The organism is Dyella flava (assembly GCF_016904955.1).
Classification (GTDB): Bacteria; Pseudomonadota; Gammaproteobacteria; order Xanthomonadales; family Rhodanobacteraceae; genus Dyella_B; species Dyella_B flava.
In genome coordinates, this window is the sequence record NZ_JADIKE010000032.1 from 42253 (window position 1) to 60213 (window position 17961).

16 protein-coding genes are annotated in these 17961 nt (G+C 62.6%); 15 read left to right on the forward strand and 1 reads right to left on the reverse strand.

Annotation, left to right across the window (positions count from 1 at the left end; genetic code table 11):
- Nucleotides 1-15: 15 nt before the first annotated feature.
- The 14 genes from rsmH to lpxC all read left to right on the forward strand — a co-directional run bounded on the left by rsmH (nt 16) and on the right by lpxC (nt 16295).
- Entirely contained in the window at nt 16-957 is a 942-nt protein-coding gene (gene rsmH / locus ISP19_RS07595) for a 16S rRNA (cytosine(1402)-N(4))-methyltransferase RsmH (RefSeq protein ID WP_204680767.1), read from the forward strand.
- On the forward strand, nt 954-1229 hold the full coding sequence (gene ftsL / locus ISP19_RS07600) for a cell division protein FtsL (protein ID WP_204680768.1): 276 nt from the start codon (nt 954-956) through the stop codon (nt 1227-1229). Before rsmH ends, ftsL begins: the two co-directional genes overlap by 4 nt.
- Entirely contained in the window at nt 1226-3037 is a 1812-nt protein-coding gene (locus ISP19_RS07605) for a peptidoglycan D,D-transpeptidase FtsI family protein (protein ID WP_204680769.1), read from the forward strand. The genes ftsL and ISP19_RS07605 overlap by 4 nt, the downstream gene beginning before the upstream one ends.
- On the forward strand, nt 3034-4512 hold the full coding sequence (locus tag ISP19_RS07610; RefSeq protein WP_204680770.1) for a UDP-N-acetylmuramoyl-L-alanyl-D-glutamate--2,6-diaminopimelate ligase: 1479 nt from the start codon (nt 3034-3036) through the stop codon (nt 4510-4512). Before ISP19_RS07605 ends, ISP19_RS07610 begins: the two co-directional genes overlap by 4 nt.
- Nucleotides 4509-5876, forward strand: a complete 1368-nt coding sequence (locus ISP19_RS07615) for a UDP-N-acetylmuramoyl-tripeptide--D-alanyl-D-alanine ligase (RefSeq protein WP_204680771.1) — start codon at nt 4509-4511, stop codon at nt 5874-5876. The genes ISP19_RS07610 and ISP19_RS07615 overlap by 4 nt, the downstream gene beginning before the upstream one ends.
- The gene (mraY, locus tag ISP19_RS07620; RefSeq protein WP_204680772.1) at nt 5866-6948 is read left to right on the forward strand and encodes a phospho-N-acetylmuramoyl-pentapeptide-transferase; all 1083 of its coding nucleotides are present in this window, start codon (nt 5866-5868) and stop codon (nt 6946-6948) included. The genes ISP19_RS07615 and mraY overlap by 11 nt, the downstream gene beginning before the upstream one ends.
- A gap of 3 nt (nt 6949-6951) precedes the next feature.
- A complete protein-coding gene (gene ftsW / locus ISP19_RS07625) occupies nt 6952-8190 on the forward strand; it encodes a putative lipid II flippase FtsW (protein WP_204680773.1) in 1239 nt (412 codons plus the stop codon).
- Nucleotides 8187-9260 carry an undecaprenyldiphospho-muramoylpentapeptide beta-N-acetylglucosaminyltransferase gene (gene murG, locus ISP19_RS07630; RefSeq protein ID WP_204680774.1) on the forward strand — a complete coding sequence of 358 codons (1074 nt, stop codon included), beginning with the start codon at nt 8187-8189 and terminating at the stop codon, nt 9258-9260. The genes ftsW and murG overlap by 4 nt, the downstream gene beginning before the upstream one ends.
- The gene (murC, locus tag ISP19_RS07635) at nt 9257-10699 is read left to right on the forward strand and encodes a UDP-N-acetylmuramate--L-alanine ligase (RefSeq protein WP_204680775.1); all 1443 of its coding nucleotides are present in this window, start codon (nt 9257-9259) and stop codon (nt 10697-10699) included. Before murG ends, murC begins: the two co-directional genes overlap by 4 nt.
- A complete protein-coding gene (locus ISP19_RS07640) occupies nt 10696-11634 on the forward strand; it encodes a D-alanine--D-alanine ligase (protein WP_204680776.1) in 939 nt (312 codons plus the stop codon). Before murC ends, ISP19_RS07640 begins: the two co-directional genes overlap by 4 nt.
- On the forward strand, nt 11631-12377 hold the full coding sequence (locus tag ISP19_RS07645; protein ID WP_204680777.1) for a cell division protein FtsQ/DivIB: 747 nt from the start codon (nt 11631-11633) through the stop codon (nt 12375-12377). The genes ISP19_RS07640 and ISP19_RS07645 overlap by 4 nt, the downstream gene beginning before the upstream one ends.
- The gene (gene ftsA, locus ISP19_RS07650) at nt 12374-13606 is read left to right on the forward strand and encodes a cell division protein FtsA (RefSeq protein ID WP_204680778.1); all 1233 of its coding nucleotides are present in this window, start codon (nt 12374-12376) and stop codon (nt 13604-13606) included. The genes ISP19_RS07645 and ftsA overlap by 4 nt, the downstream gene beginning before the upstream one ends.
- Before the next feature lie 117 nt (nt 13607-13723).
- Nucleotides 13724-14905 (forward strand): cell division protein FtsZ, encoded by a 1182-nt coding sequence (gene ftsZ, locus ISP19_RS07655; protein ID WP_204680779.1) that lies wholly within the window; start codon nt 13724-13726, stop codon nt 14903-14905.
- 475 nt (nt 14906-15380) lie between these two features.
- Complete coding sequence (lpxC, locus tag ISP19_RS07660; protein WP_204680780.1) at nt 15381-16295, forward strand: UDP-3-O-acyl-N-acetylglucosamine deacetylase; 915 nt, start codon at nt 15381-15383, stop codon at nt 16293-16295.
- Between the two features lie 204 nt (nt 16296-16499).
- Here lpxC and ISP19_RS07665 read toward each other — a convergent pair whose 3' ends face one another.
- Nucleotides 16500-16979, reverse strand: a complete 480-nt coding sequence (locus ISP19_RS07665) for a DciA family protein (protein WP_204680781.1) — start codon at nt 16977-16979, stop codon at nt 16500-16502.
- Between the two features lie 28 nt (nt 16980-17007).
- On the opposite strand from ISP19_RS07665, the gene ISP19_RS07670 reads away from it, so the two are divergent.
- A complete protein-coding gene (locus ISP19_RS07670) occupies nt 17008-17940 on the forward strand; it encodes a M23 family metallopeptidase (protein ID WP_204680782.1) in 933 nt (310 codons plus the stop codon).
- Nucleotides 17941-17961 lie beyond the last annotated feature (21 nt).

Genomic DNA, 17961 nt, shown 5'->3' on the forward strand with positions numbered 1-17961 from the left:
GAGCGGGAGTGCGGCATGGCCGAGCAAGCATTGCGGCACATCCCGGTGATGCTGAATGAAGCGGTGGAGGGTCTCGCCGTGCGGGAAGGCGGGCGTTATCTCGATGGCACCTTCGGACGCGGCGGCCACGCTCGCGCCGTGCTGTCGCGCCTGGGCCCCCACGGTCGCCTGCTGCTGATGGATCGCGATCCGCAGGCGGTCGCCGCGGCGCAGAAGGCGTTTGCCGACGATCCGCGCGTGTCGATCCGTCACGCCAATTTCTCCACCCTGGCCGAATGGGACGAGACCGCCGAAGGTCTGGACGGCGTGTTGCTGGACCTGGGGGTTTCCTCCCCGCAGCTGGACGAGGCTGCCCGTGGCTTCAGCTTCATGGCTGATGCGCCGCTGGACATGCGCATGGACACCACCCAGGGCGAGAGTGCGGCGGATTTCCTCACGCATGCTGACGAGCGCGAGATTGCCGATGTGTTGTGGACCTTCGGCGAAGAGCGTTTCAGTCGCAAGATTGCCCGCGCCATCGTTGAGCGCCGCGGCGAGTCGCCGATCACCCGTACCGGCGAACTGGCGGCGTTGATCGAGCGCGTGGTGGGCCGCCGTGAACCCGGCAAGCATCCGGCGACGCGCAGCTTCCAGGCGCTGCGCATTCGCGTGAACGGCGAACTGGATGCGCTTCAGCGCGGTCTCGATGCGGCGCTGGAGCGGCTCAACGTCGGCGGCCGTCTCTCGGTGATCAGCTTCCATTCGCTGGAAGATCGCGCGGTGAAGCTGTTCATCCGCGATCACTCCGGCCGCGTGCAAGGCAGTCGCCGCGGGCCGCCGGTGGCTGCCGCACCGGCACTTCTGGCCGCAGTCGGCAAGGCACAGTTTCCTTCCGAGGCCGAGCAGGCCGCCAATCCGCGTGCGCGCTCAGCGGTGCTGCGTGTGGCGGAAAAGCTGCCACAGGGAGGCCACGCATGAGAGTGATAGGCCTCTTCTGCTTGATGGTCGTGCTGCTCGCCGTGATGGTGAGCTCGATTGCCGTGGTGTGGACCCGGCATCAGAGCCGCGTGCTGTTCATACAGCTGACCCAGCTGCAGGGGCAGCGCGACGCCTTGAATATCGAATATGGCCAGCTCGAACTGGAGCAGGCGACCTGGGCTGAGCCGCGCCGCATCGATGACGAGGCGCGCACCAAGCTGGGCATGTTCATGCCGCGTCCGCAGGACGTGCAATTGGTGCAGCAGCCATGAACCGGCTTGAGCGCCCCATCGCCAAATCTACCGCGCGCCGCCAAGGCGCAGGCCCCAGCGCGCGCCGTCGCATGCTGCTGGTCGTGGGCATTCTGGGGGCCGCATCGGTTGGCCTGGTCGCGCGGGCGTTCGACCTGCAAGTGGTGCGCAAACAGTTCTATCAGGATCAAGGTGACGCGCGCTTCCTGCGCGAAGTGCCGATTCCGGTGTCGCGCGGCACGATCTTCGATCGCAACGGCGAACCGTTGGCGGTATCCACGCCGATGGTGTCGATCACGGCGGTGCCGTCGCAAGTGCTGGAGAACGCCGACCGCATCCCCGCGCTGGCGCAGGCACTCGGTACCAATCCCGATGACCTGAAGAACTATCTCGAGCAGCGTTCCGATCGCGAATTCGCCTATCTGCGCCGGCAGATGAGTCCGGATGCAGCGCAGGCGGTGCTCGACCTGGGGGTGCCCGGCGTCAATGGTCAGCGCGAATACAAGCGCTATTACCCATCCGGTGAAGTGACCGCGCACGTGCTCGGTTTTACCAATATCGATGATCACGGGCAGGAAGGTCTGGAGCTCGCCTTCGATAGCTGGCTCTCCGGCAAGCCCGGCGCCAAGCGCGTGATCCGCGACCGCATGGGCCACATCGTGGAAGACGTGGAGCAGGTGCGTGCGCCGCAGCCGGGTCAGAACCTGACCCTCAGCATCGACCGCCGCATCCAGTTCCTCGCCTACAGCGAGTTGAAGAAACAGCTCGATGACGTCAACGCGGACTCGGGCGAGATGGTGGTGCTGGATGTGCACACCGGCGAAATCCTGGCCATGGTCAGCCTGCCGACTTACAACCCGAATGCGGTCACCGGCTCGAACGGGGCGCAGCGCCGCAATCGCGCGGTGACCGACGTGGTCGAGCCGGGTTCGACCATGAAGCCATTTACTCTCGCTGCGGGCCTGTCCAGCGGCAAGTACACGCCGACCTCGCCGATGGTCGACACCGGCAACGGCCACTGGATGTTCTACGGCCACGATATTCGCGACGACGACCCGAACGGATTGCTCACACCGACCGGCGTGTTGACCAAGTCCAGCAATATCGGCGCTGCCAAGATTTCGCTTTCGCTGGATACACAGTTCGTCTATGACGCGTACAAAGCCTTCGGCTTTGGCGAGAGTACTGATAGCGGTTTCCCGGGTGAATCCTCCGGTTACCTGAAAGTGGGCAAGTTCTGGCGTCCGCTGGAAAAAGCCACCATGGCGTTTGGCTACGGCATGAACGTCACACCGCTGCAGCTGGCCAACGCCTACGCCACGCTGGCCGACGACGGGGTGATGCACTCCCCCACCTTTATCAAGGGCGAGGACAACACGGGCAAGCAGATCGTGTCGCCGCAAATTGCGCGCGAACTGGTCGCCATGCTCGAAACCGTGACGGCACCGGGTGGTACCGCCACGCGCGCGCAGATCGCCAATTACAGCGTGGCTGGCAAGACCGGGACCGCGCACCTGGCGGCGGCTGGCGGCTATGCCAAGAACAACTACAACTCGTTGTTCGCGGGCATCGTGCCGGCCACGAATCCGCGCCTGGTGGCGGTTGTGGTGATCAACAATCCGAAGAATGGTTACTTCGGCGGCGCGGTGTCTGCGCCGGTATTCCAGCGTGTGATGGATGGCGCCCTGCGTCTGCTTGATGTGCCGCCGGACAACATCGGCCGCTGGTACGTCGGTGGTCCGCTGCAGGCGGGTGGCGGTCTGGCCGGCAATGCGCCGGTGCAGAGCGGCAATGACGACACTGCCTCCAAGGAGGTAGTCGATCCATGAGCGGCCAGCGCCTGGACCATCTGTTGCAAGGTATCGCAGAGACGACGGCCGCAGGGCCGATTGTTGTATCCGGGCTTGCGCTCGATTCGCGCGCGGTGCGCCGTGGCGATGCGTTCTTCGCGCTGCGTGGCACGCGCGGGCATGGGATTGAATTCGTACAAGGCGCCATCCAGCGCGGCGCCAGCGTGGTGCTGGCCGAGGCGCCGCCGTGTGGGCTGGAGCGTGATCCCGGCGTGCCGGTGCTGTGGATCGACGGCCTGCACACTTTTGTGGGCGAAATCGCTTCACGTTTCTTTGGCCGTCCGTCCGAGTCGATGCGCGTCATCGGTGTGACCGGCACGAACGGCAAAACATCGACCGTGCAGCTGCTGGCGCAGGCGCTGGAAAAGCTCGGTCACCGTACTGCCACCATCGGTACGCTCGGTGCCGGCTTGCACGGTCAGTTGCGCGAAGGTGAACGCACTACGCCGGACGCCATTGCGGTACAGCGTCTGATGGCGGAATTCCGCCGTGACGGCGCTACGCATGTTGCGATGGAAGTCTCTTCGCATGCGCTGGAACAAGGGCGCGTGGCGGCGATGGATTTCGACGTGGCAGCGTTCACCAATCTCACCCGCGACCACCTCGACTATCACGGCAGCATGCAAGCCTATGGCGCGGCCAAGGCCAAGCTGTTCGCGTGGCCGACGCTGCAAGCTGCGGTGATCAATACCGATGATGCGTTTGGCCATGAGCTTGTCGGCAAGCTTGCGCCGAGCGTGCGTGCGCTGACGCTCAGCAGTGCCGGCGATGCGCAGGCCAGCATCGCCGCTGGCGATATCGTCACCTCGGCTGAAGGCGTGGCGTTCCAGTTGCGCACACCATGGGGCGAGCACCGCGTACGCAGTCGTCTGCTGGGGCGTTTCAATGTCGCGAATCTGCTGACCCTGGTCGGTTGTCTTGGCGCCTTGGGTGAATCGTTCGAGCGCATCATCGACGCCGTTGAATCGCTCGAACCGGTCAACGGGCGCATGAATCGTATCGGTGGCGTGCAGGGCTTGCCGCTGGTGGTGGTCGATTACGCACACACGCCCGATGCGCTGGAGCAGGCGTTGACCGCGCTGCGTGCGCATTGCGAAGCGCGGCTGATCTGCGTGTTCGGCTGCGGTGGCGAGCGCGATCCGGGCAAGCGTCCACAAATGGGCGAGATTGCCGAGCGGCTGGCCGACATCGTCATCGTCACCGATGACAACCCGCGCGGCGAGGATGGCGATCTGATCGTGTCGCAGATCCTGGCCGGCATGCAGCAACCCCAGGCGGCGAGTGTACAGCGGGATCGTGAAGCCGCGATTCGTGCGGCCTTGCAGATGGCGCGCGGCGGCGACGTCGTGCTGATTGCAGGCAAGGGCCACGAGACCTATCAGGAGGGCGCGGGCGGTAAGCGTGCGTTTGACGATATGGCGGTAGCGCGAGCCATTTTGGAGGGACACGCATGATGCGCCTGAGCGCCATCGCCATGTGGACACACGGGCATTTGCTGGGTGACGACGCCAGCATCACGGGTGTTGAGATCGATTCGCGCAAGGTCAAGCCCGGCGACCTGTTCGTTGCGTTCAAGGGTGAGCGCGTGGATGGCCACGATTATCTTGCCGACGCGAAAGCGCATGGCGCGGCGGCTGCCCTGGTCGAGCGCCGGATCGATATCGATCTGCCGCAAGTACAAGTGGAGAACGCCGAACTGGCGCTGGGCGATCTTGCCAGCGCAGTGCGCGCTCAGCGCAATGCGCGGGTGATTGGCATTACCGGGTCCAACGGCAAGACCACCGTGAAAACGCTGACGGCGTCGATCCTGTCGCGCCATGGCCGTACCCATTTCAACACCGGCAGCTTCAATAACGAGATCGGCTTGCCACTGACCTTGCTGTGGATGCCGGAAGACACGGAATACGCCGTGCTAGAGATGGGCGCCGGCAAGCCGGGCGATATCGAATACCTTGCTGCCATCGCACGGCCCGATATCGGGCTCGTCAATCTCATAGCGCCCGCGCATCTTGAGCGGATGGGTACGATCGAGATGGTGGCGGAAACCAAGGGTGCGGTGTATCACGCCCTGCCGGCCGATGGCGTGGCGATCATCAACGCCGACGACGCCTTTGCCAGTTTTTTTGCGGGGCTGGCCGGTGCTCGCAAAGTGCTGCGCTTCGGCCTGGATCACAAGGCGGATATTGGCGCGGACATCCTCGATCAACGCGTCGATGGCTCGCACTTCGTCTTGAGCACGCCGCACGGCGATGCCGATGTGCAATTGCCGCTGCCTGGCCGTCACAACATCGCCAACGCCCTGGCTGCGAGCGCGATTGCGCTCGCGCTGGATGTGCCGCTGGACACGATCGTGGAGGGGCTGGAGCAGGCATCGGCGGTGGAAGGCCGTCTGAAGCGCATGACGATGCCGGCGGGTTGGACGCTGATCGACGACAGTTACAACGCCAACCCCAGTTCCATGCATGCGGCGATCGATACCCTTGCCCTGGCAGAAGGCGAGCGCTGGCTGGTGCTGGGCGACATGGCCGAGCTGGGAACGGATGCACGCGCCTTGCATGCCGGTGTCGGCCGCCACGCGCGCGAGCGCGGCATCCAGAAATTGTTCGCGGTGGGGCCGTTGAATGCCGCCGCCGTTGAGGCATTCGGCGCAGGTGGCGTCCATTACGAAGACAAGACGGCGTTGATCGACGCCTTGCGGGTTCAATTGCATGCGGGTGTTACCTGTCTGGTGAAGGGCTCGCACTCGGCGGGTATGGAACACGTTGTGGCTGCGCTGAAAAACGGCCAGCCGAAGGAGGGTGCGCCCAATGCTGCTTGAATTGGCGGATTGGATGGCACGGCATTTCACCGCCATGCATCTTTTTCAGTACATCACTTTCCGCACGATCATGGCGGCGTTGACCTCCATGGCGATGTCGTTGCTGTTCGGTCCTGCGCTGATCCGCAAGCTTGCCGCGCTCAAGGCTGGCCAGGTGGTACGCAAGGATGGCCCGCAGTCGCATCTTTCCAAGGCCGGTACGCCGACGATGGGCGGCGTGATGATTCTGCTGTCCGTTGTCGTCGCGACCTTGGTATGGGCGGATTTGAACAATCGCTACGTGTGGCTGGTGCTGGCGGTACTGGTGTGTTTTGGCGCGATCGGCTTCTACGACGACTACCGCAAGCTGGTGCTGAAGGATAGCCGCGGACTGGCGTCGCGCTGGAAATATTTCTGGCAGTCGGTGTTTGGTCTGGTGGCGGCGTGGTTCCTTTTTCACACCGCCGTCAATCCGGCAGAAACGTCGTTGTTCGTGCCCCTGTTCAAGCACGTGGAGATTCCGCTGGGCGTGTTCTTCCTCGTGGTCACCTATTTCATGATCGTTGGTTTCTCCAACGCGGTGAATCTCACCGACGGCCTGGATGGCCTGGCGATCATGCCGACCGTGCTGGTGTCGGGCGCATTGGGCGTGTTCGCGTACCTTGCGGGCAACAAGGTGTTCTCCGAATACCTGGGCATCCCGGCGATTCCGGGTGCGGGCGAACTGGCGGTGTTCTGTGGCGCGATGTCCGGCGCCGGTTTGGGTTTCCTGTGGTTCAACACCTATCCCGCGCAGGTCTTCATGGGTGATGTCGGCGCGCTGGCCATCGGGGCCGCGCTGGCTGCCATCGCGGTGATCGTGCGGCAGGAAATCGTGCTGCTGATCATGGGCGGCGTATTCGTGATGGAAACCGCTTCAGTGATGTTGCAGGTCGCCAGCTTCAAGATGACCGGCAAGCGCATCTTCCGCATGGCGCCGATCCATCACCACTTTGAATTGAAAGGCTGGCCCGAACCTCGGGTCATCGTGCGGTTCTGGATCATCAGCGTGGTGCTGGTGCTCATTGGCTTGGCTACGTTGAAGGTGCGTTGAGCGATGTTTGGCTTTGACTCCACACAAGCAAAGCGCCGGCAGGGCCCGCGCGGCAAGTTCGACTTGCCGCTGCTGGTGGCCTTGGTCGGTCTTGCGTGCGTGGGTGTCGTGATGGTGGCATCGAGCTCGATTTCGGTGGCCGACAGTTCGCACCTGGGGCAGTTCTATTACCTCAAGCGTCACCTGCTCTATCTCTCGATCGGTCTGGTGGCGGCCGGTGTCGCCATGCGCACCGAGCTGAAGGTGATAGAGAAACACGCCTTCTTCCTGATGCTGGTGGCGTTCATCATGCTGCTTGCAGTCTTTGTGCCGCACTTCGGCATGAAGCTCAACGGCGCCAGACGCTGGCTCAACCTGATCGTGACTTCGTTCCAGCCGGTTGAAGCGGTCAAGCTGATACTTGTGGTGTATCTGGCCAGCTATCTGGTTCGTCATCGCGAAAGCATCGAGACGCGCTTCCTCGGATTGATCAAGCCGCTTGCGATAGCGGGCGTGATGGTGCTGCTGTTGCTGGCGCAGCCAGACTTCGGTTCGGCCACGCTGATCATCGCAGTAACGATCGCCATGGTCTGGCTGGGCGGGGCGCGGCCGATCTTTCTGTTCATCATGGGCTTGCCGCTGATGCCGCTGTTGGCGATCGCGGCGACCAGCGAAAGCTACCGCATGAAGCGCCTGACCTCGTTCATGAATCCGTGGGCGCATCCGTTCGACGACGGCTTCCAGCTCACCCAATCGCTGATGGCGATCGGCCGTGGTGAGTGGATGGGCGTGGGCCTGGGCTCGAGCGTATTGAAGTTGTCGTATCTGCCCGAGGCACATACCGACTTCATCTTCGCGGTGATCGGCGAGGAGCTGGGCCTGTTCGGCGTCATTGCCGTGATGAGCCTGTTTGCCCTCACCGTTTGGCGTGGTCTGCACGTGGGGCTGAAGGGCGTGGAAATCGGCCAGCGCTTTGCCGGCTATATCGCGTTCGGCATCGCGTTGATGCTCGGTCTGCAGACCATGGTGTCGATCGGCGTGAACCTTGGTGCATTGCCGACCAAGGGCCTCACGCTTCCGTTGATCAGCTATGGTGGTTCGTCGATCGTGCTGACCTGCGCGATGGCAGGCGTCATGCTGCGCGCCACCTTCGAGATTTATCGCGCGCTCGATGCACGCCATATGGCGACCCGCGTCCCGGCGGCCAGTGCATCCGATGCGAACCCGGCAAACGCGCGCGAGCGCGAGGCGGTGGCGGCATGAACGCGCAGTCACCCGTACTGATCATGGCCGGTGGTACCGGCGGCCACATTTTCCCCGGGCTGGCCGTGGCGGAAACGCTGCGCACGCAAGGCGTGCCGGTGGTATGGCTGGGCGCCGTCGGCGGCATGGAAACCAAGGTGGTGCCGGCGCACGGGATCGAATTGCATACGGTCGCTGTGGGTGGTCTGCGTGGCAAGGGTTTGAAAACGCGCTTGCTGGCGCCGTGGATGTTGTTGCGCGCCTTGCTTTCCTCGCTGGCAGTGCTGCATCGCTTGAAACCGCGCAGTGTGCTGTCGATGGGAGGCTATGTAGCAGGGCCGGGTGGCATCGCTGCGCGCCTGTTGCGTCGTCCGCTACTGGTGCATGAACAGAATCGCGTGGCCGGCTTCACCAATCGCAAGCTGGCGGCACACGCCAGTCGCGTGATGGCCGGCTTCGCCGACAGTTTGCCGAATGCGCAGTGGGTGGGTAATCCGGTGCGCGGAGCTATCGCCTCGTTGCCGTCGCCTGCGCAGCGGATGGCCGGACGCAGCGGCAAGCCGCACTTGCTGGTGCTGGGTGGCAGCTTGGGTGCGCGTGCCTTGAATCTTTCCGTTCCGCAGGCACTGGCGAGCATGCCGATGGAGCAGCGGCCAGAAGTGCTGCATCAGTGCGGCAGCCGCGGCATCGACGAGGCGCGCAAGGCTTACGCGGACGCGGGTGTCGAGGCTCAGATTGTGCCGTTTATCGAGGATATGGCCGGCACGTATGCCTGGGCCGATCTGGCTGTGTGCCGTGCGGGCGCGCTGACGCTTGCTGAGCTCACCGCTAGTGGCCTGGGTGCAGTGCTCGTGCCGTTCCCGCATGCGGTGGACGACCACCAAACCCGCAACGCTGAGGCGCTGGTCGCGGCCGGTGCGGCTGAATTGATACAGGAGCGAGACCTGGATACGAAGGATTTGGCGCAGCGACTGAGTACCTTGCTGGGCAATCGCGCTGCGATGCTGGCGATGGCAGAAGCCGCGCGGACGCTGGCAAAGCCGGATGCCGCGGCAGACATCGCCCGCGCTTGCTTGGAGGTGGCCGCATGACGCCGCGTCGCCTGCTTGCACACGAAGATTTGATGAGCACCTTCCGCCGCGTGCATTTCATCGGCATCGGCGGCGTGGGTATGAGTGGTATTGCCGAAGTGCTGCATAACCTCGGTTATGCCGTGTCCGGCTCGGATCGCAGTGAGTCGCCGACAGCTCTGCGTCTGCGCGGATTGGGCATCGATGTGCACATTGGTCATGCCGCTGCGCATATCGGCGATGCCGATGTCGTGGTGACTTCCAGTGCAATCAAAAGCGACAACCCGGAACTGGTCGCCGCCCGCGAGGCGCGCATTCCGGTGATTCCGCGTGCCGAAATGCTGGGCGAACTGATGCGTTTTCGCCGTGGCGTCGCGATTGCCGGGACCCACGGCAAGACCACCACCACTAGCCTGGTTGCCAGCGTGCTGGCGGAAGCCAATTACGATCCGACGTTCGTGATCGGCGGACAGCTCAACGCTGCTGGCGCGAATGCGCGCCTGGGTACGGGGCAGTATCTGGTGGCCGAAGCGGATGAGTCGGACGGTTCATTCCTGCTGCTCTCGCCGGTCATCGCGGTAGTCACCAATATCGATGCGGATCACCTGGAAAACTATCAGGGTGATTTCGCGCTGGTACGCAAAGCCTTCAGCGACTTCCTGCACCGTTTGCCGTTCTACGGTCTGGCCGTGCTGTGCGTGGATGATCCGGAGGTGGCAGACCTAGCCGAGATCACCGCGCGTCGCGTGATGACCTATGGCATCGATGCCGAGCATGCGGATGTGCGCGCGATCAACGTCGAGCAGCGCGGCTTCGAAATGCATTTCGATTTGCTGCTGCCGGGCGTTGGTCATCCGATTCCGGTCAGGCTTAACCTGCCGGGCCGGCACAACGTGCTGAACGCCTTGGCCGCTGCGTCGGTGGGTTGGCAGCTTGGTGTCGAGGCCGATGCCATCGCTCATGCGCTGGCACACTTTCAGGGTGTGGGTCGCCGTTTCCATCGTCGCGGCGAGATCGCGCTGGATAAAGGTAAGGCGATGTTGGTCGATGACTACGGTCATCATCCACGCGAGCTTGCCGCAGTGTTCGCGGCAGCGCGTGGCGGTTGGCCGGATCGTCGCCTCGTGGTGGGCTTCCAGCCGCATCGTTATAGCCGTACGCGCGACCTGCTCGATGACTTCGCGAACGTACTGGCTGAGGCCGATGTGCTGGTGCTCACCGAGGTCTATCCGGCCGGCGAAGCGCCGATCGCCGGTGCCGATGGTCGTGCGCTTGCTCGTGCTGTTCGTGCACGCGGCAAGGTGGATCCGGTGCTGATCGGCCATCCGCGTGAGTTGAAAGACACCCTGCCGGCGCTGTTGCGCGACGGCGATTTGTTGCTGTTGCTTGGCGCCGGCGATATCGGTGCCGCGGCGGTGGAGTTGGCTCAGCTGGGCCATTTGAGGACGAGCGAAACATGAGCAAGATCCAGGACCCCGCCCAATTTGGTCGTGTTGCCGTCGTGATGGGCGGCAGCTCGGCCGAGCGTGAGGTGTCGCTCGACTCCGGTCGCAACGTACTCGCCGCGCTGAAGGCGCGTGGTGTCGATGCGCATGCGATCGATGGCATACCGGCGCTGCTCGATGCATTGCGCGCGGGCCACTTCGCGCGCGTCTTCAATATCCTGCATGGCCAGCACGGCGGCGGCGAGGATGGGGTGCTGCAGGGGGCGCTGGAGTCCTTGCATGTGCCGTACACCGGTTCAGGTGTACTGGGCTCCGCCTTGTCGATGGACAAGACGCGTTCCAAACGCGTATGGCAATCGCTGGGCTTGCCGACTCCGAAGTTCGTGGCGCTTCCGCGCGGCACGGATGTCCATGCTGCTGCGAAAGAAATTGGCTTCCCGCTGATCGTGAAGCCAGCCTGCGAAGGCTCCAGCGTCGGTGTCACGCGTGTCTTCGAGGAAAAGGATCTGGATGCCGCGGTGGCGTTGGCTGAGAAGTATCCGGGTGACTTGTTGATGGAAACCCTGATCGAGGGCGATGAACTCACCGTCGGCATTCTCGGCCGCCAGGTATTGCCGAGCATCCATATCGTGCCGAAGGGTGCGTTCTACGACTACAACGCCAAGTACATTGCCGAAGACACGCGCTACATCTGCCCGGGTCTGGAAGGCGATGCCGAGGCGGCGCTGCGCGCGCTGTCGCTGGAGGCTTTCGACGCGCTGGGTTGCTACGGCTGGGGGCGCGTTGACGTGATGCGTGACCGCCAGGGCCGCAACTGGCTGCTGGAAGTGAATACCGCGCCGGGCATGACGTCGCACTCGCTGGTACCGAAAGCGGCAGCCGTCGCCGGCATCGATTACCAGGAGCTTTGCTGGCGCGTGCTCGAAACCAGTTTCAGGGGGGATGCATGAGGGGGAGCATTCGCCTCGTCGCCTGGTGTCTGGCCATCGCCCTGGTGGTGATGCCGATTGTCGGCGTGTTGTGCGGCTGGTTTGCCGCCAACCGCTGGCCGGTGACCCAGTTGACGGTGCAGGCCGAGTTCAAGCACGTGAGTGCGGATCAGATCCGCGCCACCGTGCTGCCGCGTCTCGGTAAAGGCTTCTTCGCATTGAACCTCGATGCCGTACAAAAGGCGGTCGCCGCGCTGCCGTGGGTGGAGTCGGTGGAGGCAAGCAAGCGCTGGCCCGATACCTTGCTTCTGCGTGTTTACGAACGTCAGCCGTTTGCACGCTGGAATGGCGATCAGCTGATCAGCCAGGAAGGCAAGGTGTTTTCTGTGCCGGATGCGGCCGATTACGGTCAGCTGCCCGACCTGCATGGGCCGGATGATCATCTCGCTGAAGTCGTCAGCTTCTTTGCCGATGTGCAGAAAGCCTTTACCGGCACCCATCTGAAGATCACCGGCGTCACGTTGACCGAGCGCGGCAGCTGGAGCGTCGCGACGGATTCCGGCGCGCAGATCGTGATCGGTGACCGCAATCAGGCCGGCCGGCGCTTGCGCCGTTTCCTCGACGTGTATCCGCAAGTGATGACTGGCCACGACCAAGGTTTTGTGTACGCCGATCTTCGTTATACCAACGGCTTCGCCGTGAAATGGCCGCAAGCGCCGGCCGCCCCGACCGCTCCGACAGCCGGAGGCACGCCCCGCACATGAAAGGCAAAAACGAAAAGCAATTGGTAGTCGGCCTGGATATCGGCACCTCGAAAGTGGTGGCGATCGTAGGCGAGTACGAACCGGGTGAACCGATTGAAGTGATCGGCATCGGCTCGCATGTTTCGCGCGGCATGAAGCGCGGCTCGGTGGTGGATATCGAGTCCACCGTGCATTCGATTCAGCGTGCGGTGGAAGAAGCCGAGCTGATGGCCGGTTGTGACATCCGTTCGGTGTATGCCTCGATTTCCGGCAGCCATCTGGAAACGCGCAACTCGCACGGCACCGCGGCGATTCGCGATCGTGAAGTGGCGCCGGGTGATCTTGATCAGGTGCTGGAGGCGGCCAGTGCGGTCGCGATCCCGGCTGACCGCAAGGTTCTTTATAAAGAATCGCAGGAATACCGCATTGACGGCCAGGACGGTATCCGTTCGCCGGTCGGCATGAGCGGCGTGCGGCTGGAGGCCTCGGTGCATCTGGTCACCGGTGCGGCAGCGGCGGTGCAGAACATCAGCAAGTGCATTCAGCGCTGCGGCCTTTCGGTGGATGAGCTGGTACCGTCAGCCGTGGCCAGCGCCAAATCGGTATTGACCGATGACGAGCGCGAGCTGGGCGTGTGCCTGGTCGATATCGGCGCGGGTACCACCGATATAGCCATCTATACGCAGGGCGCGATCCGTTACACCAAGTCACTGCCGGTCGGCGGCGACCAGGTGACCAACGACATCGCCTACGGCGTGCATACGCCAACCGCGCATGCCGAGGAAATCAAGATCAAGTACGCCTGCGCGTTGGCGCAGCTGGCGCATGCAGAAGAAACCATCCAGGTGCCAAGCGTGGGCGATCGTCCGCCACGCCGCCTGGCCCGCCAGTCGCTCGCGCAGAGCGTGCAGGCGCGCTACGAGGAAATTTTCGAGATGGTGCAGGACGAACTGCGCCGCTCGGGTTACGACAGCCTCGTCGCTGCCGGGGTGGTGTTGACCGGCGGCGCTTCCCGCATGGAAGGCGCGCTGGAACTGGCTGAAGAGATCTTCCACAAGATGGTGCGTATCGGCGTACCGCAGCATGTGAATGGTTTTGGCGAAGTGATTGCCAACCCGCTGCATTCGACCGGCGTGGGCCTGCTGTTGCATGGCGCGCGGTCGGGCGGCATGCGGATCAGTGGTTCGACTGGAGGCAGTGTCGGCGGACTGGTCGACAAGTTGCGCAGCTGGATCACCAAGAATTTCTAAAAGTTTTGGTCGTGCAGGAGGCACGACATGGGCGAATGGAGGTTCGCTCACCACCACGGCATGACAGGAGTCGTATCGCGGTTACAACGACAACGAAAGCTCTACGGAGGACGGGAAATGTTTGAACTGGTCGAAAAACTCGCACCGAATGCGGTGATCAAGGTCATCGGCGTGGGCGGCGGCGGCGGCAACGCCGTGGCGCACATGCTCAATTCCAACATTGAAGGCGTCGATTTCGTCGTCGCCAACACTGACGCTCAGGCGATGAAGGGTTGTGGTGGCCGTATGCACCTGCAGCTCGGCGCCAATGTCACCAAGGGCCTGGGCGCGGGCGCCAATCCGGAAGTGGGCCGTCAGGCTGCACTGGAAGATCGCGAGCGCATCGAGGAAATGCTCGAAGGCGCGGACATGGTGTTCATCACCGCCGGCATGGGTGGTGGTACGGGTACGGGTGCGGCCCCGGTCGTCGCCCAGCTGGCCAAAGAGAAGGGGATCCTGACGGTGGCGGTAGTGACCAAGCCGTTCCCGTTCGAAGGACGCCGCCGCATGCAGGTCGCGCTGAAGGGTATTGAGGACCTGTCGCAGCACGTTGACTCGCTGATCACGGTGCCGAACGAAAAGCTGTTGTCGGTACTGGGCCGCGAAGTGACCCTGCTCAATGCCTTCAAGGCCGCCAACGACGTGCTGCAGGGCGCGGTGCAGGGTATCGCCGACCTGATCACCAGTCCGGGCCTGATCAACGTCGACTTTGCCGACGTGCGTACGGTGATGAGCGAGATGGGGCTGTCGATGATGGGTTCGGGCACGGCCCGTGGCGACGATCGCGCCCAGGCTGCCGCCGAGGCGGCGATCAACAACCCGCTGCTGGAAGACGTCAACCTCAACGGCGCTTGCGGCATCCTGGTCAACGTGACCGCCGGTCCGAACCTCACCATGCGCGAGTTCGACGAAATCGGCCGCATCATCCACGACTTCGCCAGCGAAGACGCCACGGTGGTGATCGGCACCTCGCTCGATCCGGAAATGCAGGATGACGTGCGCGTGACGGTGGTGGCCACCGGCCTGAACCGCGTCGCTGCCCGTCAGCCGATGCGCCCGGTTGCGACCCAGCAGGTGGAGATGCGTCAGCGTCCGCGTCCGATGGTGCTGCGTACCGGTACCGGCAACGAGGTGGTGGATTACGCTCAGCCGGAAGTGGTGGCCAGCAATCCCCGCGGCGGCGACAGCCAGGCCAAGAGTGCCGATCCGAGCTTCGACTACCTGGACATCCCCGCTTTCTTGCGCCGTCAGGCGGATTAATGCGTAAAGAAATGTGAATGCTATGAACTAACGACGTATTAACTTGTCATAGTTCCCCGTGCCGGACGAGGAGGGTATCCTCCTGTCCGCTGTCTCGCCGTCGCCGAAGCCGGGTACGGCAAAGATAGGGGACATCGCTATGTCGGCTGACGTCGTATTCGTGCGTTGAATGCGATAGACAGTGCGGCCTAAGGATGGCCCACGATTGGCCAGTGTGGCGCGGATGGTCGCCCTGCCAGTCTGAAATTCCGCTGCCGGATCTTCCCGTCTCCGGCAGTGGGTTTCGTGTCACATCGCAAGTACTTGATCTATCTGTAGTGCTTGCAGCGTCACAAAATGCGAATGAATCGCATTTGATGATGAAAGGAAAATGAAGGATTGACCGGACGGTTCGGTATGGTCTGTTTTTCTGCAGGTTAAGACTGTGTTAGCATCCTGGCTCGAATTGGCTGCTGCCCCTACAGGTACCCAATAAATGATCAAGCAGCGTACGCTTAAAAACATCATCCGTGCTACCGGCGTCGGGCTGCATACCGGCGACAAGGTCTACATGACGTTGCGTCCGGCAGCACCGAACACCGGCATCGTTTTTCGTCGTACAGATCTGAATCCGCCGGTCGACATACATGCTCGTCCCGATCACGTAGGTGACACGCGTTTGTCTACTACGTTGGTGAATGGTGACGTTCGTGTGTCGACGGTGGAACATTTGCTGTCGGCGATGGCGGGTCTGGGCATCGACAATGCTTATGTCGATCTGTCTGCACCGGAAGTGCCGATCATGGACGGCAGTGCCGGTCCGTTTGTCTTCCTGCTGCAATCTGCCGGCATTGAAGAGCAGCCGGTAGCCAAGCGCTTCATCCGCATCAAGAAGGCGGTGAAGGTGCAGGAAGGCGATAAATGGGCCAGTTTTGAGCCGTTTGAAGGGTTCAAGGTTGGTTTCTCGATTGAGTTCAATCATCCGATCATCTCCAAGCGCACCTCGCGCGCCGAGATCGACTTCTCGACCACTTCTTTCGTCAAGGAAGTGAGTCGCGCGCGTACCTTCGGCTTCATGCGTGACATTGAAATGCTGCGCGAACACAACCTCGCGCTTGGCGGTTCGATGGATAACGCCGTGGTGCTGGATGACTACCGCGTGTTGAACGAAGACGGTCTTCGCTACGAAGACGAGTTCGTCAAGCACAAGATCCTCGACGCGATCGGTGACCTGTATCTGCTCGGTCACAGCCTGATCGGTGCGTACTACGCACACAAGTCGGGTCATGAGTTGAACAACAAACTGTTGCGTGCACTCATGGCTGATGCTTCTGCATGGGAAGAAGTCAGCTATCAGGACGATCCGGCGACCGCACCGATCTCCTACGCCCATCCAGCTCAGGCGATCTGAAAATCGCCCGTCTACCCCCTCGCAAGCCGGGCCTTCGGGTCCGGCTTGTTCGTTTTGTGACGTAGATCACATTTTTGCTGACATCATCTTCACGCCGCCGAGACAGGCCCTAAAGACCTGGGTGGGGGTATGCGTGGTATAAATCCGGCTTCCCGCCTCGGGGGCTGGCTTTGGCCGGCTGACTGCCCGGGTAGACGCTTCAGCTCAGGGCGTTCCGTCGGGAGTGGAATCCGCAGGTTTGGCGACGGACGCCAGCTCCAGAAATAGGGCCCGCAATTCGGGATCCGGGATCGATTTCGCGGCAGCTTTCAAATGAAGCGCCGCCGCGATTGAAAGCGGTTTTGATTGCTCCGGCTGGGGATCGGGCGGAGGAAGGGGGGCCACTTTCACGGTAACTGAGCCGGCATTCGCGCCAATGGCGCGTGCGGCAGCGAGGATCTGCGCCTGTTGCAGGCGAAGCCGCGATGCCCAAGCCGGGGAAGAGGCCAGGAACACAAGGCGGTCGTCGCGGAAATTGGCAAATCTGACCTGCTCACGCAGGGGCGACGGCAACGTCTGGCGTAGCGCGCGGTCCAAGGCTTCCAGCTTGCTGGCTTTCTTGGACAGGGCAGCGACAGGGCCGACATCGGTAATGGACTGTGGTCCATGGCCGGTGCGGTGGGGTACTGGAGCGTCGCGCTGCATCAGTAAAAACTACAAAATTGGTAATGACATGCAAATCATACTCGTCTCACGCGCAGGGAAGGTGCCGAAAACACTGGACCTAACCAACCAGCGGCTGCGCTGGCGCGTTCTGGGTACTGTCGCTGTCGTGGTGCTGGCACTGGCCAGCCTGGGCGCTGGCGTGGCATTGGCAGTAGCCAGTCCTCGCGGCCGCGCCGTTGCCGAAATCGATGCCTTGCATCAGCAGGTCAGGCAGCAGGACAAGCAGTTGGGCGATTTGCGCGAAGACGCGCACCGGCAGCTCGATGCCCTGGCCATCAAGCTCGGTCAGCTTCAGGCCCAGGCCACCCGCTTGAATGCCCTGGGAGAGCGGCTGGCGCAGGTGGGCAAGCTCGACAATGGCGAATTCAATTTCGACCAGCCGCCACCGGTCGGTGGCGTGGAAGTCAGCAGTGGCGGCAGCGCCTATGCCTTGCCGCAAAACCTCGACGTCAGCATCGATCAGCTGGCCGCCGAGTTTGATACCCAGCAGGCCCAGCTCAGTGCGATGCAAAGCCTGTTGATGAACGCCCGTATCGACTCGAATCTCAAACCGACCGGCATGCCGGCGGATGGCTACATTTCCTCGTATTTTGGCGTGCGTGCCGACCCTTTTGACGGCAAGTCCGCGATCCACACCGGTCTTGATATCGCCGTGCCCTACGGCAGTGCGGTGCGGACCGTAGCTGAAGGCATGGTGACCTATGCCGGCGTTCGCAGTGGCTATGGCAACGTGGTCGAGATCGACCACGGCAACGGCTACATGACCCGCTACGCGCACAACAGCAAGCTGCTGGTGCATCCCGGCCAGCATGTGCGGGTAGGCGAAGAGATTGCCGAGGCCGGGTCCACCGGTCGCTCCACGGGCTCCCACGTGCATTTTGAGGTCTGGTACAACGGCCGCGTGGTCAACCCGCTGGCGTATGTGAAGAACCATCGCTGAGCGCGCCTTCACCGCGCCCTT